Source organism: Burkholderia sp. 22088 (genome assembly GCF_052045915.1).
GTDB classification, from domain to species: Bacteria; Pseudomonadota; Gammaproteobacteria; order Burkholderiales; family Burkholderiaceae; genus Burkholderia; species Burkholderia cepacia.
The window spans coordinates 275,572-301,632 of sequence record NZ_JBQEPY010000001.1; the positions used below are offsets into that span (position 1 = coordinate 275,572).

A 26,061-nucleotide genomic window follows, 5' to 3' on the forward strand; every position below is an offset into this window, starting at 1 on the left:
GGGCGCACATGATCGCGAGTCTGGGCATCCTGGTGCCGGTCGAAGACGATCGCTTTCGGGCGGTGGTGGATTTCTACCGTCTGGCGCTTGCGCTGCCGGTTCACTCCGAAGGCGTGTCGGCCGCGGGGAATCCGTGGCACCGCTTCGTGATGGGCGGAGCAACGCTGACCGTTCACACCGGCAGCGGCGGCAGGTTTCCGTATCCGGAGTTTCGACCGACCGGCCACGGCATTGCGCTGGCCGTCGAAGTCGCGCATGTGTCGGAAGCCGTCGCACGGCTCGAGTCGTGCCGCGTCGGCATCCTGAACGAGTGGGACTACGGCGACGGCACGGTTGCGATTTCCGTGGCGGACCCGGCGGGAAACGTCTGCGAGATCTGGGGCCGTCCGTGACCGTGCATCGGTGCGGCGGGCCGCAAAAATATTCGAAGGAGATGCCGATGTCGATGTTTGCGGTGAATGGTGTGCGAATCGATCCGCTCAGCGCGCGCGTGACGCACGTGCGCTGGGCGGCCGTGAATCCGTCCGACCGGTCGTGGGCGGCGACGCCGAGCGAAGCGCCGGTGGCGGACGTGGCGCGCGCGCTCGCGTCCGGCAACGATGTCCGCGCAATCTTTTCGGCATCGGACGCCACCGCGATCGGGCCCCGGCTCAAACGCGTGCTGTATCGCGATGCATCGGAAGGCATCGAGCTCGACATCGATGCAACGAACGAATCGCGCACGTTGCGCGATCTGCCGCAAATCTGACCGAAGCGGCATGCGCCGTCGCATGAATGGCGGCACCTGGCCGAACGGTAGCTCGCACGACGTCGATCGCGAGGAGTAGTATTGGACGATCGTCGTGCCGCATGGCCGGTTGTGCCGAACGGTTTGACGGGTCACGCGATCTTCGGCGAGCCGTTACCGGAAGCGAACTTCGCAAACGCGTACGAGATCATGTCCAGATCCCTCATCGCTCCGTGGGCATCCGCGCTTTGTCTGGCGCTGTCGGCTTGCCAGACGGCGTCCGAGCCGCCTCCGCTGCCGTCGCCCGACACCGCGTCGGCGGCCGCAGCCGTTCCGGCATCGTCGCCAGCCGCGCCGATCCGTGGCATCGGCCTGGCGCCTCATCTGGCAGGGCAGAGTCACTGGGCCACCGGTCAATGCACGACCAACGGCACCGTCAAGGTGTGCAACTGAATATGACCGGTGCCGGCCGGGTACTGCCCGTTGCGCGTGGACGAGTGCGTGCTGCCGTGCGTCGATGCGTACCTTTTTCGATCACGATCATTTCCCGTCGGCACGCCGACCGTTTCAGCGCATCGACGGGGTGTCCAACTTCGCTCACCCGGCGGCCGTCGAGGTGAGCGATCGCACAATGAAAGACGCACTTGAATCCATCGATTCCGGCTGGCACGTCGATCCGGTCGCGGGAACGATCATCGGCCAGTTGCCGGTGACGCTGGCGGTTGACAGCCGGAGCCTGAACAGAAGGGCGATCGCGTGCATGGTGCTGGCCGCGGCAAGCCTGTGCGGTTATGCGGCCGCTCCGGCACTCTGGCCGGTAGCGGCGCTGGCCGGATTGCTGGCGCTGGCGGGGGCCGCCTTCTTCGTGTCGTCGCGACGCAGGATGGTGCTGCATGTCGACGAGACGGGTTTCAGGCTGATCGGAGGCGTACGCGAACAACCCGCCACGCCATGGCGTGATGTCACCGAATTCCGGATCATCAGCGTCGCAGGCAATCGCTACATCGCCTACCAGTTCTCGGCGCATTCGTCGCGCACCAGGGTGCCGGGCGGCGTGATGCTGCCGATTGCCCGGTTTGCCGATCTTCCGCTCGATGCGGTGGCAGGACTGCTCGAGGCATGTCGGCGGCAGTTCGGCATGCCGGACAACGAGGTCGACCGAACGGGCGGGTGACGCCCGATGCGGCGACTCCGGGCGCCCTGATACTCGAGAAAAAAATGCAGGGCGCCGTGTCGATTTCCGCCGGGGTCGTCCGTCGTAGCATCGGAGGCGTGCGCATCGCGCGTCCGTCCCGATCCCGATACGACAACCGACCGAAGGAGCGACACCCATGTCCACGTCCGTCAAACCGATCCCGGAAGGGATGCGTACGCTGACGCCGCACCTGATCTGCGCCGGCGCAGCCGCAGCCATCGACTTCTACAAGCGCGCGTTCAATGCGAGCGAACAGTTTCGCCTGGCGATGCCTGACGGCCGGCTCGCGCACGCGTGCCTCGTGATTGGCGATTCGACACTGATGCTGGTGGATGAAATGCCCGAACACGGCGCGCTCGGGCCGAAGGCCCTGAAAGGCACGCCGGTCTGCCTGCACCTGTACGTGCCTGATACGGACGCGGCGATCGCGAAGGCGGTCGCGGTCGGCGCGACGGTGACGATTCCTGCCGCAGACATGTTCTGGGGCGACCGCTACGGACAGGTCGAGGATCCGTTCGGACATCGCTGGTCGCTCGCAACGCACCAGCGCGACCTGACGCCCGAGCAGATCGCGGAGGCGATGGCCAGCGCGCCGCCGTGCGGCAGCTGACACAGCCGCGCCACCGCAGTTGAACGGCAGGGCGGCGGCATGTGCCCGCGCTCACGCGCCGGCCGTCCTGCCGCGCTGCTTGTGCTCGTACATCCGCTGGTCGGCCGATGCGAGCAGGCCGGCCACGTCGTGATGGTGCGCGGGGTCGTAGTCGACGTGCCCGACGCTGAACCGGATGTCATAGCCGCGCGCGTCGGCCGTGTTGCGCAGCGCAAGCGCCTGCGTCACGCGGTCGACCGGCTCGGCGACGTCGGCCGGATCGGTGGCACTCAGCAGCACGACGAACTCGTCGCCGCCAAGCCGTGCGATCACGTCGCTGTCGCGCAGTGCGCCCGTCAGCGTGTCGGCAAATGCCTTGAGCGCGCGGTCGCCCTCGGCATGGCCGAAGCGGTCGTTGATCGCCTTGAAATCGTTCAGGTCGAAGAACAGCAGCACCGCGTGACGACCCAGGCGATCGCACAGGCTCAGCACGTGGCGGGCCAGGATCTCGAAGCCGCGGCGGTTCGTCAGCTGGGTGAGCTCGTCGGTGGTCGCGAAATGCAGCGCGGCGATCTCGCGTTCGGTCATGTGGGCGAGATCGCCGAGCAGCGCGAGCTCGTCGGGTTCGAGCGAGCGCGGCCGCGTGTCGATCAGGCACAGCGTACCGATGGGCGCGCCGTTCGGCGCCGCGAGCGGCCGGCCGGCGTAGAAGCGGATGCCGGGCGCGCCGGTGACGAGTGGATTGTCGTGGAAGCGATCGTCGTTCAGCGCATCCTGGATCACCATCGTATTGCCCGCGAGCAGCGCATGGGAGCAGAACGACACGTCGCGCGACGTTTGCGTGACGTCGAGCCCGGCATGGCTCTTGAACCACTGGCGATCGTCGTCGACGAGGCTGACGAGTGCGATCGGCACGTCGAACAGCCTGCGTGCAAGACGCGTCAGGCGATCGAACCGTTCTTCGGGCGGCGTGTCGAGGATCGAGAGCGAATGAAGCGTATCGAGCCGGGCCGCCTCGTCGGCCGGTTTCGGTGCAATTTGCATGGGTCGTGTCCTTTGTCCCGGCTGCGAGGCCGGTCACGGGATCGTATGCCGGACAGTATCGCGCATTGCGCGGCGCATCGCCATTCCGGCAATCCGGAAGCGGGCGGTTTCGGCCTGGCCCGGATCGTTGCAGATGCGGTGAGAAGCGGGCGTCATGGGCCCGCGTTTCGCCCCGATGCGCAATCCGGTGCGCGACGTCTCAAGGTGCCCGGCGCAGTGCCGTAAACAGGGCGAGTCCAATCGTTCATCGCCTTCCACTCCACCATGGTTCGAATTCTGTACGCGGGCTATCTCGCGTTTGCGCTGTATCTGCTTTATCCGATGGTCCAGAACACGTTGGCGTTCGGCGTCGTATGTGTGAGCAACGCGCTGCCGGGAGGCGCCAGCGGCTTGTCGACGTCGTCGGCACGCGGCGCGGGTGCGCATGCGAATCGCTGCGCGCCGATGGCGCAGGCCGGTGCCGCGACGGGGCGGACGGCTGAAATCCATTAAGCAGGCGACGCGTTGGCCATTCGGCCGAATTGAGCTTCGCGCGACGCTCGCCGATCATCTGCAATACGGCGGATCGAACACGGGGGTGAGCGCGGCGCGTGTCAGTAGCTGGAGCGGTACGGCGTGCCCTGGTCGAAACGGCTTTGCCAGTGCGTGAGATAGCGCGACGCGAGTTGCGGGTTGTTCCACACCACGACGACGTTCTCGGAATTGCGGCTGGCCGCCGACGCGCTGTAGTTGAACGAGCCCGTTTCGACGTGCTCGGCGTCGATCACGAGGTACTTGTCGTGATGGATCGCATAGGCGTCGATCGTGCGTGTCGGGATGCCTGCGTTGACGAGCAGGTTCAACGCCTGCTTGCTGCTCTTTGCGCGATTGCCCTTGTCGTCGACCACCACCGCGACATTCACACCGCGTCGCTTGGCGGCGAGCAGTGCGCGCGTGACGGGCGGCGACGTGAACGAATAGGCGGCGACGCGGATCGAACTGCGCGCGGCGCCGATCGCTTTCAGCACCAGCGCTTCGGCACCGCCATCGGGCGAAAATGCCGATTCGACGACCTGTGTTGCGGGCGCTTCGTGAGTGGGGGCCGGTAGCCACTGCGACACGAAGTCGATCGCCTGCTGGAGCAGCGATTCGCTTTGCGTCTTGCCGAAAGCGGTGAACGGTGTGGCGAGCAGGGAGGCGGCGAGACAGGCAGCGGCGAGGCGATTGCGCGACAACATCTTGGACAGCGAATAATTTCGAGACAGCGGGCCGTGAGTGTAACGCACACGTGGCGGCCCGGTCACGTGCGGATGCAACGGGATGACGCATCGCGAAGACCGGCGATGGCAGCGGCGGTGACGCAAAGTTGCGTTGTGCGGGATCCGTGTGTGCGATCGGGGCGATCGGCGGATGGGGGCGATGGGAGCGCGTGAATGCGCGTGCGGCGGCAGGGTGTCGGCGTGCAAGCCGTGCGAGAGTGCAACCAGGTAGGCTCGCTGGAACCGGCGACAGCAACGCGAACGCAACGAACGATCCGTGTGCGTCACGCGCTCCCGTATGCGCTCCCGTATGCGCGATGCGTCAGTCCTCGGCCGCAGCCCTTCCGGCAGCTTCGGCTGCGACCCATCCGGGGCCACGCTCCGGCTGCACGTCGCGCGCGTCGAGCGGCTCGCCGCACGCCGAGCATACGGTGACCGCGTGCATCAGATGGCCGCAGGTACGGTGACGCAACTGCACTGGCGGCCCCTGGCCGTCGTCTTTCCAGCGGTCTCCCCATGCGGTCAGCGCAAGCAGGGTCGGATAGAGGTCGAGGCCCTTGTCCGTCAAACGATATTCGAAACGCGGCGGGCGTTCCTGATAAGCGCGCTTGGCCAGCACGCCCTCGTCGACGAGCCGAGCGAGCCGCTCCGCCAGCACATGGCGTGTGACGCCGAGCTGGGTCTGGAACGCGTCGAAGCGGCGGCAGCCGAGGAACGCGTTGCGGAGGATCAGCATGGTCCAGCGGTCGCCGAGCACGGCAAGCGTACGCGCGACCGAACAGTTCAGCGTGCCGATGTCATCCCATTTCATCGTCGAGTCTCTTGCGGCGGTTCAGCGAAATAGCGGGCTCGATTATAGAACCCGCCTTCGAATGCAACGAGCCCGGCCACGTTGACAACGACCGTGATCGTTGTGAATAATTAGTTCCAATTTGGAACTTACTCGCGCGGCGACGCGCTTTCAACCCGGAGACAACCCGATGAACCCGCTTTCCCTGTCTGGTCTCGATCTGCTGCGCGCAGCGGTATCGGGCGATGCGCCGCTCGCGTCGATTACCGAGACGATCCCGATGCGTCCGCTCGACGTCGAGCTCGGTTATGTGAAATTTTCGGCGCGGGCGGACGGCCGGCACCTGAACCCGCTCGGCGGCGTGCACGGCGGGTTCGCTGCGACGGTGCTCGATTCTGTCACGGGGTGTGCGGTGCATTCGATGCTTGATGCGGGCGTCGGCTACGGTACGGTCGATCTGCATGTGAAGATGCTGCGGCCCGTGCCGCGCGACGTCGAGCTGGTTGCGGAAGGGCGCGTGATTCACCTGTCGCGTTCGCTGGGCGTTGCCGAGGGCACGCTGAAGACGCCGGACGACAAGATCGTCGCGCATGCGTCGGCGACCTGTTTCATCCAGCGGCCGCAGTAACGGCGGCTGCTATGCCTTCGTTCGGGCCCTGCGCGTGAACGCTCGCACCTTCACCGAAGGCCGCCTGTAAGCGTGTGCGGCGCCTGTCTGAAGCGGTCGCTTCAATGTGATAGCGTTCTTGCTTTCCACTGACGCGACAGGAACAGCATGGAATACCGCACACTCGGCGATTCGGGCATCGAGGTCAGCCTGATCGGCCTCGGCACGATGACGTGGGGCGAGCAGAATTCGGAGCGCGATGCGCACGAGCAGATCGACTACGCGATCGGGCAAGGCGTGACGCTGATCGATGCCGCGGAGATGTATCCGGTGCCGCCGAAGCCCGATACGCAGGGGCGCACCGAACAGTACATCGGCACGTGGCTCGCGCAGCATCGCGCGCAGCGCGAGCGCATCGTGCTTGCGACGAAAATCGCGGGGCCGGCGCGGCAGCCGCACAATCCGCGCCATATTCGCGGCGAAGGCAACCAGTTCGACCGGAAGAACCTGACCGAAGCGCTCGACGGCAGCCTCAAGCGCCTGCAGACCGACTACGTCGATCTTTATCAGCTGCACTGGCCCGACCGCAGCACGACGACGTTCGGCCGTCCCGCCTATCCGTGGGTCGACGACGCCTACACGGTGCCGATCGAGGAAACTCTCGGCGTGCTCGCGGAATTCGTGAAGGCCGGCAAGGTACGCGCGATCGGCGTGTCGAACGAAACGCCATGGGGCGTCGCGCAGTTCCTGCGCGCGGCCGAGAAGCTCGGGCTGCCGCGTATCGCGAGCATCCAGAATCCGTACAGCCTGGTGAATCGCACGTTCGAGAACGGGCTGTCGGAGTTCACGCATCGTGACGGCGTCGGCCTGCTCGCGTATTCGCCGCTCGCGTTCGGCTGGCTGTCCGGCAAGTACGAGAACGGTGCGCGTCCGGCCGGTGCGCGCATTACGCTGTTCGAGCGTTTCCAGCGCTACAGCAAGCCGCAGGCCGTCGAGGCGACGTCGCGCTATGTCGCGCTCGCGCGGCGTCACGGGCTGTCGCCCGCGCAGCTCGCGCTGGCGTTCGTCAACAGCCGGCCGTTCGTGCGCAGCAACCTGGTCGGCGCGACGTCGCTCGAGCAGTTGAAGGAGAACATCGGCAGCGTCGACGTGAAGCTGTCCGACGAGATCCTCGCCGAGATCGACGCACTGCACGAGCTGCAGCCGAACCCGGCGCCGTAAACGGCGCGCGGCCCGCGCGGCGACGATGCCGCGCCGGGCCGCACCGGCGGCGCGTCGCCGCGCCGTCGTTTCTTCCGTTATCGCATCTTGAGCCGGGTGCGCGCGACGAACAGCGCGACGAGGCTCAGCACCGCACACCCCATCAGGTAGAGCGCCGGCGACAGCCGGTTGCCGGTCGCGCTGATCAGCCAGGTGATGACGAACGGCGCGAAGCCGCCGAACAGCGTGACCCCCGTGTTGTAGCTGACCGCGAGCCCCGTTGCGCGCGTCTGCGACGGGAACAGCTCGGCCATCAGCGCCGGCAGCGCGCCGCAGTACATCGCCTTCAGCGCGCCGATCCAGACCAGTGCGGCGAGCATCGTCGCGAACGACGCGTGGCGCGTGAGCCAGGCGAACGTCGGCCACACGCTGACGAGCATCAGCACGGCCGCGGCCGCCATCATGCGGATCCGCCCCGTGCGATCGGACAGGTGGCCGACGACCGGCGTGACGAGCGTGAGCACGAAACCGGTCGCGAGCGTCGCCGCGAAGCCCGTCGACGCGGGCAGGCCGAGCTGCTTGATCGCATAGGTCGGCATGTACAGCACCATGTAGTTGATCGCGGTCGAGATCACGAGCGCGCCGATCGACAGCAGCAGCCGCAGCTTCTGATCCGCGAACAGTTCGCGCACCGGCGCTTCCGAGCGTGCCTGCGTCTTGAACTCGACGCCTTCGTCGACGTAACGGCGGATGTACAGCCCGACCGGGCCGATCGCGAGCCCGAACAGGAACGGCACGCGCCAGCCCCAGCTTTCGAGTTGCGCGGTTGTCAGCGTGGACGTCAGCAGCGCACCGAAGCCCGACGCGAGCAGCGTCGCGAGGCCCTGGCTCGCGAACTGCCAGCTCGACATGAAACCGCGCCGCTGCGGCGCGTGCTCGACGAGGAACGCGGTCGAGCTCGCGAATTCGCCGCCCGCGGAAAAGCCCTGCATCAGCCGCGACAGCATGATCCCGAGCGGCGCAAGTATGCCGATCGATGCGTAGGTCGGCATCGACGCGATCAGCAGCGTGCCGGCCATCATCATCGCGATCGACAGCAGCAGCGACGCCTTGCGGCCCGCGCGATCCGCGTACGCGCCGAGCACGAAGCCGCCGATCGGCCGGATCAGGTAGGACAGCCCGAACGTGCCGAGCGTGAGCATCAGCGACGTCGCTTCGCTCGTGGCGGGGAAGAACAGCTTGGCGATCGTCACCGCGAAGAAGCCGTAGACGATCAGGTCGAACCATTCGAGTGCGTTGCCGATCGACGCCGCGAAGATGATGCGCCGGATCTTCGCGGCGCTGGGGTGGGCGGCTTCCTGCGAGGTCAGGGTGGTCGTGTTCATCGTGTGGGCAGGTCCCGTGAAAGGGGCGAAGCGCGTTACAGGGTGGCGCCGGCCGCGGCGGGCGCCGCGCGGCGAACGGTCGGGGCGTCGTCGCCGAGATCCCAGAAGAGGCCGGCCATCATTTGCAGCCCCTCGCTGACGACGCTCGCGAGCAGGTGCTCGTCGGGCGCGTGCTGCGAGCACGCGGGGTACGAATGGGGTACCCACAGGGTCGGCAGCCCGAGCGTGTCGGCGAACACTTCGTTCGGCAGCGTGCCGCCGAGATTCGGCAGGATCGCGGGTTTCTTGCCGGTGGTCCGCGCCAGCGACGCGACGGCCCAGCGGACCCACGGATCGTCCGGCGGCACGCGCGTCGCCGGTGCACCGCGCTCGACGTCGATCTCGATGTCGGCGAAGCCGTGCGCATCGAGGTGCGTGCGCAGGTGCGCATGCAGCGCCTGCCAGTCGGTGCCGACGACGAAGCGCAACTGGCAGTGCGCATACGCGGCGGGCGGGATCGCATTGACGGGGTGCTCGGGGTTGCCGGCCTTGAATGCGAGGATCTCGAACGTGTTCCAGCCGAACACGCGTTCGGGCGCGGTGAGGCCGGGCTCGCCCCAGCCGGCGTCGAGCGCCGGATCGCCGGGGCCGCCGCCGACGCAGAGATCGGCGAGCGCCTCGCGCACGGCGGCCGGGATCGGCGGCGGACGCAGCCCCGCGACGCGAATCGCGCCGCGCGCGTCGACGAGGCTCGCGAGTGCGTGCGCGAGCACGATCGCCGGATTGCGCAGCAGCCCGCCCCAGTTGCCGGAGTGATGCGCGCCGTCACGGGCGCGCAGGCTCAGCTTGAAATTGACCGAGCCGCGCGAGCCGAGGAACACCGTGGGGCGCGCGGCCGCGATGCGCGGGCCGTCGGACGCGATCAGCACGTCGGCCGCGAGCGCATCGCGCTCCTGACGGCACAGTGCGTCGAGGCCCGGCGAACCCGTTTCCTCGCCCATCTCGATCAGCAGCTTCGCGTTGAAGCCCATCCGGCCGCCGCGTGCATCGAGCACGCTCGCCAGCGCGGCCAGGTTGATGGTGTGCTGGCCCTTGTTGTCGGCGCTGCCGCGGCCGTACCAGCGGTCACCGTCGGCCGTCAGCGTCCACGGCGACAGCGGTGCGCGCCACTGCGCGTCGTAGCCGCGCACGACGTCGCCGTGGCCGTAGATCAGCACGGTCGGAAATGCATCGTCTTCGTGGCGCGATGCGAGCAGGAACGGGCCGCCGCCGTCGACGGGATTGTCGACGATCCGCGACGTGAAGCCGAGGCGCGCGGCCTCGGGTGCGATCTCGTCGGTCAGGTAGGCGCGCAGCGCGGCACCGTTGCCGCTCTCCTGGCTTTCGGTTCGCAAGCCGACGCGGCGGCTCAGGGTCGTGAAGAACGCACCGGATTCGAACTGGTTCAGCGCGTGCTGGATGGCGGCGGTACGGCTCAAGTCGTGTCTCCTCTGTCGGGTTCGCTGCACGCCGCGGATCGTGCGTGCAGCGTGAAGTGCGATCGATTCTAGAAAGCCGTTTTTTTTGTCACAATGATCGAATTTCGAACCTTTCTTTGCCGAAAAGGCAAAGCAACGCGGCCGGCAGCCGGGTGGAGACAGAACGATGGCGGCTTTCCTGCATGGCCTGGCGTTGCGGTATTTCGTCGAGGTGGCGCGCACCGGTTCGATCAGCGACGCGTCCGCGCGGCTGCACGTGGCCGTCTCGGCGATCAGCCGGCAGATCGCGAAACTCGAGAGCGAGCTCGGGGCACCGCTGTTCGAGCGCCGGCCGCGCGGGATGGCGCTGTCGGAGGCCGGCGAGCGGCTTCTGGCGTTCGCGCAGCGCAGCCTGCTGGAGGCCGAGCACGTGATGAAGGACATCGGCGGGCTCGACGCGCTGCACGGCAGCCTGCTGAAGATCGCGTGCTCGGAAGGGTTCGCGATCGATTTCCTGCCCGGCACGCTCGCGCGCTTCAAGGCGCGCCATCCGGGCGTCGATTTCTCGGTGTGGGTCGTGTCGCCGGCGGACGCGACGCGGCGCGTGCGCGACGGCGACGTGGACATCGCGTTGAGCTTCAGCCTCGCGCCGGAGAAGGGCGTGCGCGTCGAGCATACCGAGCGCGCGCCGATCTTCGCGCTGGTGCGGCGTGACCATCCGCTTGCGACGCGTGAAGCGGTGTCGCTCGCCGATGTCGCGCGTCACCCGCACGTGCTGCCCGAGGCCGGCACCACGGTGCGCCAGCTGATCGACATCGCATGCGCGCTCGACGGGCTGCTGCTCGAGCCTGAACTGACGAGCAACAACACGGCGGCGATGTACGGTTATGCGCGGCGCACGGGCGCGGTGATGTTCACGGGGCTGCTGTCGGTGCGCGACCGCTGCGCCGCGGACGGCTTCGTCGTCGTGCCCGTGACGAACCCGCAGTTGCGCGAGCGCAGCATCCAGGTACAGACGATGGCGGGGCGCGATCTGCCCGCGTCGGTTCGCGCGTTCCGCGATCATCTGATCGACGCGATGCAGGCCGCATCGCCGCCGCCGGCCGCCGCGCGCGGCCCGAGACGCCGGCCCGTGAGATAATCGCCAATCCGCCTTCCGTGCCCATGCGGCTCATCGAGCCGCATCGCCCCTGTTCGACGCCAAATTGAAGAACCTGATTGTCACCCTCGATCGCGCCGGCGAGTTCGACGAGATCATCGACGTGCGCACGCCGCTCGAGTTCGCCGAGGATCATATCCCCGGCGCGCTGAACGCGCCCGTGCTCAGCAACGAGGAGCGCGTGCTCGTCGGCACGATGTACCGGCAGGTGTCGCCGTACGAGGCGACGCGCGTCGGCGCGGCGATGGTGGCACGCAACATCGCGCGTCATCTCGACACGACGTTCGCCGACCGGCCGCGCAACTGGCGGCCGCTGATCTACTGCTGGCGCGGCGGCAAGCGCTCGGGCTCGATGACGACTTGGTTCAACCTGATCGGCTGGAAGGCGCGCCAGCTCGACGGCGGCTACAAGTCATACCGCCAGTCGGTGTGCGCGACGCTCGACTCGCTGCCGACGCGCTTTCGCTACATCGCGCTCGTCGGCCATACGGGCTGCGGCAAGACGCGCCTGCTGAACGCGCTGCGCGACGCGGGCGCGCAGACGCTCGATCTCGAGGCGCTCGCGTGCCATCGCGGTTCGCTGCTCGGCGCGCTGCCGGGCAAGCCGCAGCCGGCGCAGAAGGGGTTCGATTCGGGGCTCGTCGAAACACTTGGGCGTTTCGACCCCGAATGGCCGGTATTTGTCGAGTCGGAAAGCCGCAGGATCGGGCTCGTGCAGTTGCCGATCGCGTTGATCGAAGCGTTTCACGCAGGGCCGTGGGTGCATGTCGACGCGGCGCACGACGAGCGCATCGCGTTCCTCCTCGACGATTACGCGCACCTGTTCGACGAACCGGACGCGTTCAAGGCACAGCTGCACCGGCTGATCGGCCTGCACAGCCGCGAACAGGTGACGCACTGGAAGGCGCTGATCGATGCCGGCGCGCGTGCCGAACTGTTCACCGAACTGATCGACAAGCATTACGATCCCGCCTATGCGCGCACTTATCGCGCGACGTACAACAAGCCGAACCGGGCGCTGACGTTCACCTTCCGGCCCAACGCGGCCGATGTGTGCGACCAGGCGCGCACGCTGCTGGCGCAACTCGCGCAGGCCGGGCTGCCCGCGTCGGCCGCGTTGCGGCAGGCGTGAAGCCCGCCACCGACAAAAACCAATCGACGATCACACGATGACGACCACACGCACCCAACCCAATCCGGCACTCGGCTGGATGACCTTCCTGCTGATCGCGGTCGCGGGGCTGTTCTATGTGAAATGGTTCCCGTACTACAACAAGGCGTTCGTTGCCGCCGAGCATCATTCGATCGGACAGTCGATCCTGATGGGCACGTCGGCGGCCGCGCCCGAGCCGTCGCTGAAGGCCGCGCTCGACTACGCATGGGCGTACGGCAAGGCGATCTGGCAGGCGATGGTGCTCGGCTTGCTGCTCGGTTCGGCCGTGCAGGCGCTGCTGCCCGCGCACTGGGTCGCGCGCGTGCTCGGCCGCACCGGCTTCGGCAGCGTCGCCGCGGGCGGCCTGCTGTCGCTGCCCGGCATGATGTGCACGTGCTGCGCGGCGCCGGTCGTCGCGGGGCTGCGTGCACGCCATGCCTCGCCGGGCGGCGCGGTCGCGTTCTGGCTCGGCAACACGGTGCTGAACCCGGCGGCGCTGGTTTTCATGGGCTTCGTGCTCGGCTGGCACTGGAGTGCGCTGCGCCTCGTGCTCGGCGTCGCGATGGTATTCGGGATCGGCTATCTGCTGAACCGGATCGCGCGCCCTGAAGACGCCCGCATCGACGATGCGCAGCTCGCCGCGCTGGCGGCCGAGCAGGCCGCGGCCGGCAATCCGTTCGTCCGCTGGATGAAGCTGCTCGCGCGCATGGCCGTGCGGCTCGTGCCCGAATACATCGTGCTCGTGCTGCTGCTCGGCGCCGCGCGCGCATGGCTGTTCCCGCATATCGGCCCGGACATCGGCAATCATCTCGGCTGGATCGTCGCCTTCGCGGTCGCGGGCATGCTGTTCGTGATCCCGACGGCGGGCGAGGTGCCGATCATCCAGGCGATGCTGTCGCTCGGCATGGGCGTCGGCCCGGCCGCCGCGCTGCTGATGACGCTGCCGCCGATCAGCGTGCCGTCGCTCGCGATGCTCGCGCGTTCGTTCAAGCCTTACATGCTGGCCATCGTCGCGATCCTCGTCGTCGTGTTCGGGATCGCGAGCGGCCTGCTCGCGGTCGCGCTCGGGTTCTGACGCGCGCAAGCGGTGCGCCGGCCGGGCGCAATCGTCGTATTCATCCGGCGCCGCCGTTTCACGCGTGCGGCGCCATTTACAAGAAGCAAACAGGAAAACGCATGACCCAACCGAAGATTCATCCTCGACTCGAAAAGGCGCTGACGCGCGGCGATCTCGCGATCCGCCAGGCCAATTCCGCGCGGGCGACTGCCGTGCTGAACGCACTCGGCACGATGATCATCGAGGCCTCCGCAACGATCGGCGTCGAGGCCAGCATCGACATTCCGCAAGGCGACCGCATTTACGATCCGGTCAACGGCCTGTGGCCGCAGAAGATGCTGGTGTCGTTCGACGGCCCGGTGGACGAGGCCGACAAGGAAGAGCTGCGCTCGGTTTATCTGGTCGCAGACGATTCGGGCACGCAGTTCCGCGTCGAATGGCATCGCGCGGACGGCAAGCTTGGCCGCCAGGAAGGTGGCCCGCTCGCGACCGTCGCGTTCCTGACCGACGTCGAGATCCCGTGGAGCGACGACGACGAGTAACGTCGTCGCATGAAGCCGGCGCCCGGTGCGCCGGCCGTCAGCGCATCATCCGCCGCCGGAACAGCCAGGCGGACAGCAGGAACCCGCCGATCGCGTAGCCGGCGAGCACCGCGACATGCAGCGCGACGTCGGTCGCCGGCCGGCCGAGCATCGCGGGCCGGATCAGCTCGACGGCGTTCGCGAGCGGCAGTGCCTGCGCCGCGTGCCGCGCGATCGGCGGCAGCTGCGTGGTCGGGAAGAACACGCCCGACAGCAGCAGCATCGGCGTCAGCACGAGCGTCTGATAAAACATGAAGAAATCGTAGGACGGTGCGAGCGCCGTGACGATCATCGCGACGCTTGCGAACGCGAGGCCCGCGAGCGCGATCACGGGCAGCGCCGCGAGCATCGACGGAAACTGCGCATAGCCGAGCGCCCCCGCGACGAGCATGATCGCGGCCCCCGACAGCATCGCCTTGCTGGCCCCCCAGACGATCTCGCCGAGCACGATGTCGCCGAGCGCAAGCGGCGTATGCATGATCGCTTCCCATGTGCGCTGCACGTGCATCCGCGAGAAACCCGAATACATCGACTCGAAGCTCGCGGACATCATCACGCTCGAGCCGACCGTACCGGCCGCGAGGAACGCGATATACGACACGCCGTCGACATGGCCGAGCATCAGGCCGAGCCCGAACCCCAGACCGAACAGATAGATCATCGGATCGGCAAGATTGCCGAACATCGACGCGAGCGCGAGCTTGCGCCAGACGAGATAGTTGCGCCGCCAGACGGCGATCCAGTTGGTTGCGTTCGCGGGCATCGCGATCGCGAAGCGTGACACGCGCGGCGGTGCCGACGGGGCGGTGGCGGAATAGTTGCGCACGTCCATGATCGATCAGTCCTGCATTTCGCGGCCCGTGAGCCGCAGGAACACATCTTCCAGATTGGCCGGGCGATGCAGATAGCGCAACCCCGTGCGACCCTTGAGTCGCGCACTGAGCGGTTCCGGGTCGCTCACATAGCAGAACAGCGTCTCGCCGCTGATCTCGGTGTGCTTCGCGAACGCCGCCAGCTCGTCGCGCAGCGTGGCCGGATCGGGCCCGTAGATCTCGATCACGTCGCAGCCGATCTCCGATTCGATCAGCGCGTGCGGCGCACCTTCGGCGATCTTGCGGCCTTCCTCGATCACACACAGCCGGTCGCACAGGCGCTCGGCTTCTTCCATGAAGTGCGTGGTGATCAGGATCGTCTTGCCTCGAGCGAGCAGCGAGCGCAGGCGTTCCCACATGAGGTGGCGTGCCTGCGGGTCGAGGCCCGTCGTCGGCTCGTCGAGCACCAGCACATCGGGATCGTTGACGAGCGCACGGGCGAGCGTGAGCCGGCGCTTCATGCCGCCCGACAGCTCGCCGACCTTCGCATCGGCCTTGTTCTCGAGCTTCGCGAATTCGAGCAGGGGTTTCACGAGCGCGTGCGCAGCCTGCGCCGACATGCCGAAATAGCGGCTGAAGACGAGCAGGTTCTCGCGCACGGTGAAGTCGGGGTCGAGATTGTCGAACTGCGGGACGACCCCGACACGCTGGCGCGCATGCCGCGCACGCGATGGAACCGGTTCGCCGCAGAGCGAAATGGTGCCTGCATCGGGGTGCGTGAGGCCGAGCAGCATTTTCAGCGTGGTGGTCTTGCCCGCGCCGTTGGGGCCGAGCAGGCCGTAGCATTCGCCGGCCTGCACGGTGAACGACAGGCCGTTGACGACGAGCTTGTCGCCATAGCGCTTTTCGACGTTCCGGAAATCGATCGGTGCAACGAGCATGGGTGTGTTGTCGTTGTATGCGGGCGCGGCAGCGTTTCGCTGCCGGTAGGCGAACCGATCGGACGATTGCCTGTCACACGGGCATGACCGAAGCGCACGACGCCGGCGCCTGGTGGCCCGCTGGAGTACGAACGGGCCATTCTAGTGCATCGGCTGCGTCTCTTCAGGGCATGCCTGCGCGGTGCGATGCATGCGCGCACCGATCGTGCACCGCATCATCGCGCACGCGCCGAGCGGGGCGAATCAGCGTTTTCCATCCCTTGCGTCCTGAATTGCGGCGCACCATGATGAATGCGTAGGCTCGTTGTTGCGATAGGGAGGTTTCATGGCTAGCTACAACAAGATTCTGCTGTGTTACGACGGCACGCTCGAAGGGCGCAAGGCACTGCGCTGCGGCGCCAATCTCGCGATGGACCTGAAGGCCGAAACGCATTTGCTGTCGGTCGTCGACATGCGCTCGAGCATTGCACAGAGCGCGGGTTTGCTGACCGACGTCGCGTGCGGCCGGTTCGAGGAAACCGCGCGTGAAATCCTGCAGGAAGGGGTGAACTGGCTGCGCGAGCGCGGCGTGCAGGCCGAAGGCCATTTCGCATTCGGCTATCCGATCGACGAAATCGCGAATCTCGCGACGGAACTGAACGCCGATCTCGTCGTCGTCGGCCACCGGTGCCGCAGCGGGCTGTCGAGATGGTGGATGGGCTCGGGCAACACACAACTGCTCGATCGCGTGAACTGCAGCATCCTGGTTGCGTGTTCGTCGGCGCAAGAGCAGAAGGCCGAAATCGCACGCGAGCGTGAAGCGGCCACGGCGAACGGCAAATGATCCAATGATTCGATGACTGCCTGACTGGCGAACCGTGCCGGTCAGGCAGTCACGCCGCCTCAGTGGCTCGGGCGCTGACCCTGAGCCAGTCAAGTCCTGTCGAGCCCTGTCAAGCGTGCAGGTCGATTGCGGACAACTTCCACGAGAACAGGCCGAAGCGGTGGAATATCGCCGCATAGCGCGTGCCGTCGGCACTGCGCTGGTAGGTCACGACGAATTCATCGATATTCCGGTAGCCGGCGCTGGTTTGCTGCTGATGCGGCGAATGCGGTGCTTCGACCGGGCTGGCCGGCGCGGCAGCAGCAGGGGGCGGCGATGATGCGGCTACCACGTTGCTGCCCGGAGCGGCTGCGCTTGCCGAAGCCTGATTGGGCACCGGTGCGGCCGGCGTGTTGCCCGGCGCATCGCTGCCTGGCGGCAGATTCGACAAGTCAGGTGGACGCTCCCCCGGATTGCCACGCGGTGGCAATCCGCTCATCAGCGCGGCCACGCCCTCCGGGGTCGCGTATGCATCGACCAGCGGGCCGATCAATGCCGACCCGATCAGTGCACCGAGCACCGCGAATGGATTGCTCTTCTTCACCGCGTCGATCCGGCGCATCAGCTCTTCCGTGACCTGCTGCTTCAGGCTGATGCGCAGCGACGGAAAATCGACATATTCACTGATGGCCTGCGCATCGCGCGCATCGATCGCCGTTTTCAGGCGGCCGAGCGCGACGTACGGCGACGCGTAGGCATAGCCGATCGCCGCAACGGCGGCGATGGCCAGCACGATGATCAGCAGGGGTTTGAGCCGCCATGCGCGGCCCGAAGATCCGGTCACGTTGCCTCCGGTGCGGGGATGTTCCGCAATCAGAGACCGCCAGGCGTAGCCGATCGTTCCTCTGCAATGCAGCGATCGATCATCCGGCACACGGCATCGATCGTGCCGACCATGATCAGGCGCGACCGACCGTGATAGACGCGCACCGGCGCGCGACGCGCGGGTTCCGCGTGATTCAGGCCGGCGTTCAGCGATACCCGCGCGAAAGCGGGGAGCGCCGACGGCAGCAGGGACGCCTGCCGTTCGACTGCGACTTCTTCTTGCACAGGCGCCGCCGCGGACAGCGGTGCGCAGGGCGTACGGCCGCGCAGGTGACGCAGGCGACCGAATTGACGGAAAGGCAGCAGGCGGGCAAGGCGTTCCATGATGTTCTCCTCAGCGAGACGGAATGTCAGAGTTCGCCCGAGCGGATCAGCCCGACGGCGATGCCTTCCAGCGCGAATTCCGCGCTGCCGGCCTTGACGAAGATGTTTTCGTAATCCGGGTTCTCCGCGATCAGCTCGAGACCGCCCGGCCGGCGCATCAGGCGCTTGACCGTGACGTCGTCGCCGAGACGCGCGACGATGATCTGGCCGTCCTTCGCTTCCGTGCGCTTCTGCACGGCGAGCAGGTCGCCATCGAGGATGCCGGCGTCGCGCATCGACAGGCCGCGCACTTTCAACAGGTAGTCGGGCTTGCTGGTGAACAGCGCGGGATCGCACGCGTAATGCTGCGAGATGTGCTCCTGCGCGAGGATCGGGCTACCGGCTGCCACACGGCCGACGAGCGGCAGCGACAGCTGCATCAGGCCGGCGTGCGGGAGCGTGAACTGGTGCGGGGCATCGTCGATGCCGAGCAGGCGGATGCCGCGCGACGCGCCGGCGGCCAGCTCGATCACACCCTTGCGCGCCAGCGCGCGCAGATGCTCTTCGGCCGCATTCGGCGAGCTGAAGCCCAGTTCGGCCGCGATCTCGGCACGGGTGGGCGGGAATCCGGAGCGCTCGATCGCGCGACGGATCAAGTCGAACACTTGCTGCTGACGGGCGGTGAGTTTGGTCATGGCTCAACTGTATGGATAGACAGTGAGCTGTATTTTTATACAGTAGTTCGCGAATTTCAAGTGTTACGTGAGGTTCGACGCGATCACGCCGGTTCCGACGTGATTTTGCGACGTCCGGACGCCGGTTCATCTGCCGCAACCGTCCATCCCGTCTGCGTTAGCACTTTTGAGTATTAAAAAATGAGGAACGATTATTTTTAATCATGTAACCCGTTCGCTAGACTGGCCCGACATCGCAATACCGACAACACTGGAGAACCAAGGATGGGCAAGCGCAATACGGGGCTGGTGGGCGGAGTGGGCCGCCTGATCGCAACACTCGCGCTGGGCGCGGCGGCGGCGCTGGGCGTCGCGACGCACGCCCAGGCCGATACGACCTTCCTGAACGTGTCGTACGACCCGACGCGCGAGCTGTATCAGGACTTCAACCAGGCGTTCGGCAAGGAGTGGAAGGCGAAGACGGGCGAGACCGTCAACTTCAAGCAGTCGCACGGCGGTTCGGGCGCGCAGGCGCGCTCGGTGCTCGACGGCCTGCAGGCCGACGTCGTCACGCTGGCATTGGCGTACGACATCGACGCGCTCGCGAACAAGGGCCTCGTCAACAAGGATTGGCAGAAGCGCCTGCCCGACAACGCGTCGCCGTATACGTCGACGATCGTGTTCCTGGTGCGCAAGGGCAACCCGAAGGGGATCAAGGACTGGGACGACCTGACCAAGCCGGGCATCTCGATCGTCACGCCGAACCCGAAGACGTCGGGCGGCGCACGCTGGAACTACCTGGCCGCATGGGCGTACGCGGTGCACAAGCCGGGCGGCAACGAGCAGACGGCGAAGGAATTCGTCACGAAGCTCTACAAGAACGCGGGCGTGCTCGATTCGGGCGCACGCGGCGCGACCACGAGCTTCGTGCAGCGCGGGATCGGCGACGTGCTGATCGCATGGGAAAACGAGGCGTTCCTGTCGGTCAAGGAATTCGGTACCGACAAGTTCGAGATCGTCGTGCCGTCGGTGAGCATCCTGGCCGAGCCGCCCGTCGCGGTGGTCGACAAGGTGGTCGACAAGAAGGGCACGCGCAAGCTGGCCGATGCGTACCTGAACTTCCTGTACAGCCCGCAGGGCCAGGAGATCGCGGCACGCAACTACTACCGGCCGCGTTCGAAGAACGTGCCGGCGGAGCTGACCAAGCAGTTCCCGAAGCTGAAGCTGTACACGGTCGACGATACCTTCGGCGGCTGGACGAATGCGCAGAAGACGCATTTCGCGGACGGCGGCGTGTTCGATTCGATCTACAAGCCGCAGTAACACCATAACGACAGCGGCGCGCCACGACAGCGCGCCGCACCCTCGGCGGGCCGCCGGCGCAAAGCATCGCGCCGGCGTTTGCGTCGGACCCATGAGCAGCATCGACCCAGCAAGAGCATCCGATGACGACGTACACCTTTCGCAAGCCGAGCGCGCTGCCCGGTTTCGGCGTGACGCTAGGCATCACGGTGGCCTATTTGAGCCTCGTGGTGCTGATACCGCTCGCCGCCACGTTCCTGAAGACCGCGACGCTGTCGTGGGACCAGTTCGTCACCGCCGTCGCGTCGCCGCGCGTGCTCGCGTCGTACCGGCTGACGTTCACGTCCGCACTCGGCGGCGCGCTGATCAACGCCGTGTTCGGCTTCCTCGTCGCGTGGGTGCTCGTGCGCTACACGTTCCCGTTCAAGCGCCTCGTCGATGCGATCGTCGACCTGCCGTTCGCGCTGCCGACGTCGGTTGCCGGCATCTCGCTCGCGGCCGTCTATGCGACCAACGGCTGGGTCGGCCAGTATCTCGCGCCGCTCGGCATCAAGATCGCGTTCACGCCGGCCGGCGTGCTGGTTGCGCTGACCTTCATCGGGCTGCCGTTCGTCGTGCGCACCGTGCAGCCAGTGCTCGAGGACTTCGAGCGCGAGCAGGAAGAGGCGGCCGCGTGCCTGGGCGCGTCGCGCTGGCTGACGTTCCGCCGCGTCGTGCTGCCGGCCGTGCTGCCGGCGCTCCTCACCGGGTTCGCGCTCGCGTTCGCGCGTGCGCTCGGTGAATACGGCTCGGTGATCTTCATCGCCGGCAACGTGCCGATGAAATCCGAGATCACGTCGCTGCTCATCATCACGAAGCTCGAGCAGTACGACTACGCGGGCGCGACCGCGCTGGCGGTCGTGATGCTCGTCGTGTCGTTCCTGATGCTGCTGCTGATCAACACGCTGCAGTGGTATCTGCAGCGCCGCACGAGCAAGGGTGCGAGCGGTCCCGCGCCTGCTACCGTCACCGCCGCCGCAGCAGGAGGCCAGCAATGAGCCAGGAGGCCACCGTCGTGCTGAAAACCCCGTCTTCGGCCGAGCAAGGGCGCGCCGCGAAGCGGCTCGACCCCGTCAGCGAGTCGCGCGTCGTGCGCTGGCTGCTCACGGGCATCGCGCTGGCGTTCCTTGCGTTCTTCCTCGTCGTGCCGCTCGCCGCGGTGTTCGTCGAGGCGCTGAGAAAAGGCGTCGGCTTCTATCTCGAATCGCTGGCCGATCCCGACGCGTGGTCGGCGATCAAGCTGACGCTGACCGTCGCCGTGATCGCCGTGCCGCTGAACCTCGTGTTCGGCGTGTGCGCGTCGTGGGCGATCGCGAAATTCGAATTCCGCGGCAAGGCGCTGCTGACGACGCTGATCGACCTGCCGTTCTCGGTGTCGCCGGTGATCTCGGGTCTCGTGTACGTGCTGCTGTTCGGCGCGCAGGGCTGGCTCGGGCCGTGGCTGCAGGCGCACGACGTGCAGATCATCTTCGCGGTGCCGGGCATCGTGCTCGCGACGATCTTCGTCACGTTCCCGTTCGTCGCGCGCGAGCTGATTCCGCTGATGCAGGCGCAAGGCACCGACGAGGAAGAAGCCGCGCGCGTGCTCGGCGCGTCGGGCTGGCAGATCTTCCGCCGCGTGACGCTGCCGAACGTGAAGTGGGGTTTGCTGTACGGCGTGATCCTGTGCAACGCGCGTGCGATGGGCGAGTTCGGCGCGGTGTCGGTCGTATCGGGCCACATCCGCGGCGTGACCGACACGATGCCGCTGCACGTCGAGATCCTGTACAACGAGTACAACTTCGCGGCAGCGTTCGCGGTGGCGTCGGTGCTCGCGCTGCTCGCGCTCGTCACGCTCGCCCTGAAACTGATCGCCGAGCGTCATCTCGCCGCCGAACTGGCCGGCGCGAGCGACACCGTTCCCGCACACGCCGGCCCCGCCGCCGTTTCGTCGAAATCGTAAAGAGGCAACCAGAATGGGTATCACCGTCCGTAACCTTCAGAAGCGCTTCGGCGATTTCACGGCGCTCGACAACGTGTCGCTCGACTTCCCGCCCGGTGAACTGGTCGCGCTGCTCGGGCCGTCCGGCTGCGGCAAGACCACGCTGCTGCGCGTGATCGCGGGCCTCGAGCACGCGGACGCCGGCCAGGTCGTGCTGCAGGGGCTCGACGTCGCGTCGGTCGGCGCGCGCGATCGGCAGGTCGGGTTCGTGTTCCAGCACTACGCGCTGTTCCGCCACATGACCGTGTTCGAGAACGTCGCGTTCGGGCTGCGCGTGAAGCCGCGCCGCGAGCGGCCGTCGGAAAGCGCGATCCGCGACAAGGTGCACGAGCTGCTGAAGCTCGTGCAGCTCGACTGGCTTGCGCAGCGTTATCCGTCGGAGCTGTCGGGCGGCCAGCGCCAGCGCATCGCGCTCGCCCGCGCGCTCGCGGTCGAGCCGAAGGTGCTGCTGCTCGACGAGCCGTTCGGCGCGCTTGACGCGAAGGTCCGCAAGGAACTGCGCGGCTGGCTGCGTCGTCTGCACGACGACCTGCACATCTCGACGATCTTCGTCACGCACGACCAGGAGGAGGCGCTGGAAGTCGCGGACCGCATCGTCGTGCTGAACCGCGGCCACGTTGAGCAGGTCGGCAGCCCGCAGGACGTCTACGATCATCCGCAGAGCGCGTTCGTCTACGAGTTCCTCGGCGCGGCCAACCGGCTGCCGGGCACGGTCGCCGGGCGCGGCTTCGTGGCCGAGGGCGCGGCTGCGCCGATCGAGGTCGATGCCGATTTCGCGGGCCCTGCGAACGCGTACGTGCGGCCGCACGACCTGCAGCTCTGGCCGGCCGGTGAAGGGCACCGCGACGGCATCGCGGTGGACGTGCGCCGCGTGATTCCGCTCGGCGGTTCAGTGCGCGTGGAGCTCGAGGCGCGCGCGGGCGGCGCGCTCGAGGCGGAACTCGATCGCGACGCATGGCGTGCGCTGTCGCTGCAGGTCGGCGACGGTGCGACGGCCGTGCCGCGCGCGGTGCGTGTGTTTCCCGCGCGTTGACGCCAGAATGCAGGGCAGGGGGCGGAGCGCGCTCCGATCAGACAATCAAACAACGACAGCCTAAGAGGCATACCCATGAATTTTCAGCAATTGCGGTTCGTGCGCGAAGCGGTGCGCCAGAACATGAACCTGACGGAAGTCGCGAACGTGCTGTACACGTCGCAGTCCGGCGTGTCCAAGCAGATCAAGGATCTCGAGGATGAACTGGGCGTCGATATCTTCATCCGGCGCGGCAAGCGGCTGACGGGGCTCACGGAGCCCGGCAAGGCCGTGCACCAGCTGATCGAGCGGATGCTGCTCGATGCCGAGAACCTGCGCCGCGTCGCGCGCCAGTTCGCCGACCAGGACAGCGGCCACCTCGTCGTCGCGACGACGCACACGCAGGCGCGCTACGCGCTGCCGAAGGTGATCCGGCAGTTTACCGACGTGTTCCCGAAGGTCCATCTCGCGCTGCGCCAGGGCAGCCCGCAGCAGATTGCGCAGATGATCCTGAACGGCGAGGCCGATCTCGGCATCTCGACCGAAGCGCTCGACCGCTATCCGGACATCGTCACGTTCCCGTGCTATTCGTGGCACCACACGGTCGTCGTGCCGAAGGGCCATCCGCTCGTCGGTCGCGCGAACCTGACGCTCGAGGAAATCGCCGAGTACCCGATCATCACGTACGACCAGGACTTCACGGGCCGCTCGCACATCGATCAGGCATTCACGCAGGCGGGTGCCGTGCCCGACGTCGTGCTGACCGCGATCGACGCCGACGTGATCAAGACCTATGTCGAGCTCGGGATGGGGATCGGCGTCGTCGCGGCGATGGCCTACGATCCGCAGCGCGACACGGGGCTCGTCGCGCTCGATACGCAGCACCTGTTCGAGGCGAGCACGACGCGGGTCGGCTTGCGCAAGGGCGCATTCCTGCGTGCGTATGCGTACCGGCTGATCGAGATGTTCGCGCCGCACCTGAACGAAGCGGAAATCGCGGGGCTGTTGCGCGAAGCCGTTTGACGACAGTACGTCGTGCGCCGTCCGCGCGATCACCGCGGATGGCGCGACGTCCCGTCATGCACCAGGCGGCAGGCGATCTGCCGCCGCCTGGTTGTTCGACCCAGACTCACCGAATCACCGGCCGCAATCGCGGTTTCCCGCCGATTCATCCCCGCACCCGGCGCACGATATGCGCTCGCCTGCCAGCGAGAAATCAAGACGGCACGTTCGAGCGCCTCGCATCGGGCCTTGCCATCCTGCATACCGGCCGCCCCGTTTCTCCTTGTCTGTGATTCAATGCGCGTGAATACCGGCTGACGGGTGTTGCCGCGACTCTCCGGCACCATCCCGACCGGCCGGCCCGCTTCAACGACACCCTTCGCGACGCCGGAACGAAGCGCGGGGCACATGACCGACAGCCCGTTCGCATTCGCAACACAACGCACGCGGATTGCCCGTTCGGACACATTCGGCAGCATGGCGCACAGCACGCAACACGCGTGACGACGAGGTAAACAATGAACCTGAAATGGTTTCTCTTTTCCTTCGAAGGCCGGATCGGACGCCTGCCGTGGTGGATCTACGCACTGGTTTCCGCGTTGCTCAGCGTGTTTTTCGATGCGGATTCGCACCGCTCGCCGGATGACGATCTGCCGCTGCTGGCGATGCTGGTGCTCATCGTGGTCGCCGTCGTCGCGGCGTGGTCGTCGATTGCGGTCGGTGTGAAGCGGCTGCACGACATCGACAAGTCGGGATGGTGGATGCTGTTGGTGTTCGTGCCGATCGTCGGCGCGCTCGCGTTGTTCGTGATGAACGGCTTCATCGCCGGCACGCCGCATGCGAACCGCTTCGGCGAGCCGCCGTCAGCCGATGAAGACGAGCCGGCGCCGCGGGATCCGGCGTGACACGCGCTCCGAATAAACCCTTAAATATTGATCAGACAGGTTGCGCGCCGACGCGAATCGGTACAGCATAGCCTTCACTCCGCCGGCTTCCCGCCGGCGGCGGCGCGTAAACAACAGCACGCGTCAGGCAGTCGGCCGTCTGCCTCGCTTCCATTCCGTGGTACCGACAGCAGCATCGATGGCCGTTGCCCGGGTAGTGTGGCGCAAACGTTTGCTCACATTAAAACAACAGTCAAACAATAGTCCGGTCCTTGGGGCCGGTCGCCAGGAGATGTGTATGAATGTCCTCTTTCGCCGTCGCTTCCTGACCGCCGCGCTCGCCGCCGTCGCGGTTGCCGCCGCACCGGCCGTCCATGCGCAATCATCGGCCAAGCCGAAGGTCGCGCTCGTGATGAAGTCGCTCGCCAACGAGTTCTTCCTGACGATGGAAACGGGCGCGAAGGAATACCAGAAGCACAACGCGAACCAGTTCGACCTGATCACCAACGGCATCAAGGACGAGACCGACACCGCGAACCAGATCCGCATCGTCGAGCAGATGATCGTGTCGAAGGTCGACGCGATCGTGCTCGCGCCGGCCGATTCGAAGGCGCTCGTGCCGGTCGTGAAGAAGGCGGTCGACGCCGGCATCATCGTCGTGAACATCGACAACCGGCTCGATCCCGACGTGCTGAAATCGAAGAACCTGAACGTACCGTTCGTCGGCCCGGACAACCGCAAGGGCGCGCGCAAGATCGGCGATTACCTCGCGAAGCGGCTGAAGGCGGGCGACCAGGTCGGCATCGTCGAGGGCGTGTCGACGACGACCAATGCGCAGCAGCGCACGGCCGGCTTCGAGGATGCGATGAAGGCGGGCGGGATGAAGGTCGTATCGGTGCAGTCCGGTGAATGGGAGATCGACAAGGGCAATGCGGTCGCGGCCGCGATGCTCAACGAATACCCGAACCTGAAGGCGCTGCTGTGCGGCAACGACAACATGGCGATCGGCGCCGTGTCGGCCGTGCGCGCGGCCGGCAAGCAGGGCAAGGTGTTCGTGGTCGGCTACGACAACATCAACGCGATCAAGCCGATGCTGAAGGACGGCCGCGTGCTCGCGACGGCCGATCAGTACGCGGCGAAGCAGGCCGTGTTCGGCATCGACACGGCGCTCAAGGCGATCTCCGAGCATCGCAAGCAGGCCGACATGTCGGGCGTGGTCGAGACGCCGGTGGATCTCGTGACGAAGTGACGCAACCCCGATAC

31 protein-coding genes are annotated in these 26,061 nt (G+C 66.7%); 20 read left to right on the top strand and 11 right to left on the bottom strand.

Annotation, left to right across the window (positions count from 1 at the left end; translation table 11 throughout):
- The first annotated feature begins 8 nt into the window (after positions 1-8).
- From ACTJLD_RS01440 to ACTJLD_RS01460, 5 genes are all read left to right on the top strand, one after another.
- Positions 9-392, top strand: a complete 384-nt coding sequence (locus ACTJLD_RS01440) for a VOC family protein (RefSeq protein ID WP_048020670.1) — start codon at positions 9-11, stop codon at positions 390-392.
- A gap of 47 nt (positions 393-439) precedes the next feature.
- On the top strand, positions 440-748 hold the full coding sequence (locus ACTJLD_RS01445) for a phosphatidylserine/phosphatidylglycerophosphate/cardiolipin synthase (protein ID WP_048020799.1): 309 nt from the start codon (positions 440-442) through the stop codon (positions 746-748).
- A 189-nt stretch (positions 749-937) separates the two neighbouring features.
- Positions 938-1,180, top strand: coding sequence for a hypothetical protein (locus tag ACTJLD_RS01450; RefSeq protein WP_081052453.1), 243 nt, complete (start codon positions 938-940; stop codon positions 1,178-1,180).
- Positions 1,181-1,358: 178 nt separating this feature from the next.
- Positions 1,359-1,901: an aspartyl-tRNA synthetase gene (locus ACTJLD_RS01455; protein ID WP_440657950.1), complete on the top strand. Its 543-nt coding sequence runs from the start codon at positions 1,359-1,361 to the stop codon at positions 1,899-1,901.
- Positions 1,902-2,058: 157 nt separating this feature from the next.
- On the top strand, positions 2,059-2,532 hold the full coding sequence (locus ACTJLD_RS01460; RefSeq protein WP_440657779.1) for a VOC family protein: 474 nt from the start codon (positions 2,059-2,061) through the stop codon (positions 2,530-2,532).
- A 51-nt stretch (positions 2,533-2,583) separates the two neighbouring features.
- On the opposite strand, the gene ACTJLD_RS01465 is transcribed toward ACTJLD_RS01460, so the two are convergent.
- Positions 2,584-3,555: a diguanylate cyclase domain-containing protein gene (locus ACTJLD_RS01465; RefSeq protein WP_440657781.1), complete on the bottom strand. Its 972-nt coding sequence runs from the start codon at positions 3,553-3,555 to the stop codon at positions 2,584-2,586.
- A 264-nt stretch (positions 3,556-3,819) separates the two neighbouring features.
- On the opposite strand from ACTJLD_RS01465, the gene ACTJLD_RS01470 reads away from it, so the two are divergent.
- Positions 3,820-4,047 (top strand): hypothetical protein, encoded by a 228-nt coding sequence (locus ACTJLD_RS01470; protein WP_060196514.1) that lies wholly within the window; start codon positions 3,820-3,822, stop codon positions 4,045-4,047.
- 101 nt (positions 4,048-4,148) lie between these two features.
- Here ACTJLD_RS01470 and ACTJLD_RS01475 read toward each other — a convergent pair whose 3' ends face one another.
- Positions 4,149-4,772, bottom strand: a complete 624-nt coding sequence (locus ACTJLD_RS01475; RefSeq protein WP_060172125.1) for a phospholipase D family protein — start codon at positions 4,770-4,772, stop codon at positions 4,149-4,151.
- A 343-nt stretch (positions 4,773-5,115) separates the two neighbouring features.
- The gene (locus ACTJLD_RS01480) at positions 5,116-5,604 is read right to left on the bottom strand and encodes a winged helix-turn-helix transcriptional regulator (protein WP_060084825.1); all 489 of its coding nucleotides are present in this window, start codon (positions 5,602-5,604) and stop codon (positions 5,116-5,118) included.
- Positions 5,605-5,773: 169 nt separating this feature from the next.
- Between ACTJLD_RS01480 and ACTJLD_RS01485 the strand changes: the two genes are divergently transcribed.
- On the top strand, positions 5,774-6,211 hold the full coding sequence (locus ACTJLD_RS01485; RefSeq protein ID WP_059700144.1) for a PaaI family thioesterase: 438 nt from the start codon (positions 5,774-5,776) through the stop codon (positions 6,209-6,211).
- 147 nt (positions 6,212-6,358) lie between these two features.
- A complete protein-coding gene (locus ACTJLD_RS01490) occupies positions 6,359-7,411 on the top strand; it encodes an NADP(H)-dependent aldo-keto reductase (protein WP_059623479.1) in 1,053 nt (350 codons plus the stop codon).
- Between the two features lie 77 nt (positions 7,412-7,488).
- Here the strand turns inward: ACTJLD_RS01490 and ACTJLD_RS01495 are convergent, their stop codons facing one another.
- Both ACTJLD_RS01495 and ACTJLD_RS01500 read right to left on the bottom strand, forming a co-directional pair.
- Positions 7,489-8,775 carry an MFS transporter gene (locus ACTJLD_RS01495; protein ID WP_060358163.1) on the bottom strand — a complete coding sequence of 429 codons (1,287 nt, stop codon included), beginning with the start codon at positions 8,773-8,775 and terminating at the stop codon, positions 7,489-7,491.
- Positions 8,776-8,810: 35 nt separating this feature from the next.
- Positions 8,811-10,232, bottom strand: coding sequence for a M20 family metallopeptidase (locus tag ACTJLD_RS01500; protein ID WP_440657785.1), 1,422 nt, complete (start codon positions 10,230-10,232; stop codon positions 8,811-8,813).
- Positions 10,233-10,398: 166 nt separating this feature from the next.
- On the opposite strand from ACTJLD_RS01500, the gene ACTJLD_RS01505 reads away from it, so the two are divergent.
- From ACTJLD_RS01505 to ACTJLD_RS01520, 4 genes are all read left to right on the top strand, one after another.
- The gene (locus tag ACTJLD_RS01505) at positions 10,399-11,352 is read left to right on the top strand and encodes a LysR family transcriptional regulator (protein ID WP_060172132.1); all 954 of its coding nucleotides are present in this window, start codon (positions 10,399-10,401) and stop codon (positions 11,350-11,352) included.
- A 64-nt stretch (positions 11,353-11,416) separates the two neighbouring features.
- A complete protein-coding gene (mnmH, locus tag ACTJLD_RS01510) occupies positions 11,417-12,502 on the top strand; it encodes a tRNA 2-selenouridine(34) synthase MnmH (RefSeq protein WP_440657786.1) in 1,086 nt (361 codons plus the stop codon).
- A gap of 37 nt (positions 12,503-12,539) precedes the next feature.
- Entirely contained in the window at positions 12,540-13,598 is a 1,059-nt protein-coding gene (locus ACTJLD_RS01515; protein ID WP_059700154.1) for a permease, read from the top strand.
- Between the two features lie 101 nt (positions 13,599-13,699).
- Complete coding sequence (locus tag ACTJLD_RS01520) at positions 13,700-14,122, top strand: hypothetical protein (RefSeq protein WP_440657787.1); 423 nt, start codon at positions 13,700-13,702, stop codon at positions 14,120-14,122.
- A gap of 37 nt (positions 14,123-14,159) precedes the next feature.
- On the opposite strand, the gene ACTJLD_RS01525 is transcribed toward ACTJLD_RS01520, so the two are convergent.
- Both ACTJLD_RS01525 and nodI read right to left on the bottom strand, forming a co-directional pair.
- Complete coding sequence (locus ACTJLD_RS01525) at positions 14,160-14,993, bottom strand: ABC transporter permease (RefSeq protein WP_027787482.1); 834 nt, start codon at positions 14,991-14,993, stop codon at positions 14,160-14,162.
- Positions 14,994-14,999: 6 nt separating this feature from the next.
- The gene (nodI, locus tag ACTJLD_RS01530) at positions 15,000-15,914 is read right to left on the bottom strand and encodes a nodulation factor ABC transporter ATP-binding protein NodI (protein WP_021157008.1); all 915 of its coding nucleotides are present in this window, start codon (positions 15,912-15,914) and stop codon (positions 15,000-15,002) included.
- Positions 15,915-16,239: 325 nt separating this feature from the next.
- Here nodI and ACTJLD_RS01535 point away from each other — a divergent pair, with 325 nt between their 5' ends.
- Entirely contained in the window at positions 16,240-16,737 is a 498-nt protein-coding gene (locus ACTJLD_RS01535; RefSeq protein WP_021157010.1) for a universal stress protein, read from the top strand.
- 109 nt (positions 16,738-16,846) lie between these two features.
- Here the strand turns inward: ACTJLD_RS01535 and ACTJLD_RS01540 are convergent, their stop codons facing one another.
- From ACTJLD_RS01540 to lexA, 3 genes are read right to left on the bottom strand one after another with little or no spacing between them, the layout of a single operon-like run.
- A complete protein-coding gene (locus tag ACTJLD_RS01540; RefSeq protein WP_440657951.1) occupies positions 16,847-17,560 on the bottom strand; it encodes a DUF2939 domain-containing protein in 714 nt (237 codons plus the stop codon).
- A 29-nt stretch (positions 17,561-17,589) separates the two neighbouring features.
- Complete coding sequence (locus ACTJLD_RS01545; protein ID WP_006476078.1) at positions 17,590-17,925, bottom strand: hypothetical protein; 336 nt, start codon at positions 17,923-17,925, stop codon at positions 17,590-17,592.
- Positions 17,926-17,951: 26 nt separating this feature from the next.
- Entirely contained in the window at positions 17,952-18,599 is a 648-nt protein-coding gene (lexA, locus tag ACTJLD_RS01550; protein ID WP_006754655.1) for a transcriptional repressor LexA, read from the bottom strand.
- 264 nt (positions 18,600-18,863) lie between these two features.
- Here lexA and ACTJLD_RS01555 point away from each other — a divergent pair, with 264 nt between their 5' ends.
- The 5 genes from ACTJLD_RS01555 (at position 18,864) to ACTJLD_RS01575 (ending at position 23,935) form a co-directional block, all read left to right on the top strand.
- Entirely contained in the window at positions 18,864-19,901 is a 1,038-nt protein-coding gene (locus ACTJLD_RS01555; protein ID WP_011351893.1) for a sulfate ABC transporter substrate-binding protein, read from the top strand.
- Positions 19,902-20,023: 122 nt separating this feature from the next.
- Positions 20,024-20,917 carry a sulfate ABC transporter permease subunit CysT gene (cysT, locus tag ACTJLD_RS01560; protein ID WP_027787480.1) on the top strand — a complete coding sequence of 298 codons (894 nt, stop codon included), beginning with the start codon at positions 20,024-20,026 and terminating at the stop codon, positions 20,915-20,917.
- Positions 20,914-21,861 carry a sulfate ABC transporter permease subunit CysW gene (gene cysW, locus ACTJLD_RS01565; RefSeq protein WP_027787479.1) on the top strand — a complete coding sequence of 316 codons (948 nt, stop codon included), beginning with the start codon at positions 20,914-20,916 and terminating at the stop codon, positions 21,859-21,861. The genes cysT and cysW overlap by 4 nt, the downstream gene beginning before the upstream one ends.
- 13 nt (positions 21,862-21,874) lie before the next feature.
- A complete protein-coding gene (locus ACTJLD_RS01570) occupies positions 21,875-22,933 on the top strand; it encodes a sulfate/molybdate ABC transporter ATP-binding protein (protein WP_027787478.1) in 1,059 nt (352 codons plus the stop codon).
- Positions 22,934-23,008: 75 nt separating this feature from the next.
- Complete coding sequence (locus ACTJLD_RS01575) at positions 23,009-23,935, top strand: CysB family HTH-type transcriptional regulator (protein ID WP_006476072.1); 927 nt, start codon at positions 23,009-23,011, stop codon at positions 23,933-23,935.
- A gap of 29 nt (positions 23,936-23,964) precedes the next feature.
- Here the strand turns inward: ACTJLD_RS01575 and ACTJLD_RS01580 are convergent, their stop codons facing one another.
- Entirely contained in the window at positions 23,965-24,393 is a 429-nt protein-coding gene (locus ACTJLD_RS01580) for a hypothetical protein (protein ID WP_440657788.1), read from the bottom strand.
- Positions 24,394-24,432: 39 nt separating this feature from the next.
- Here ACTJLD_RS01580 and ACTJLD_RS01585 point away from each other — a divergent pair, with 39 nt between their 5' ends.
- Both ACTJLD_RS01585 and ACTJLD_RS01590 read left to right on the top strand, forming a co-directional pair.
- Complete coding sequence (locus tag ACTJLD_RS01585) at positions 24,433-24,819, top strand: DUF805 domain-containing protein (protein ID WP_049098223.1); 387 nt, start codon at positions 24,433-24,435, stop codon at positions 24,817-24,819.
- A gap of 277 nt (positions 24,820-25,096) precedes the next feature.
- On the top strand, positions 25,097-26,047 hold the full coding sequence (locus tag ACTJLD_RS01590; protein WP_027787477.1) for a sugar ABC transporter substrate-binding protein: 951 nt from the start codon (positions 25,097-25,099) through the stop codon (positions 26,045-26,047).
- The last annotated feature ends 14 nt before the right edge of the window (positions 26,048-26,061 follow it).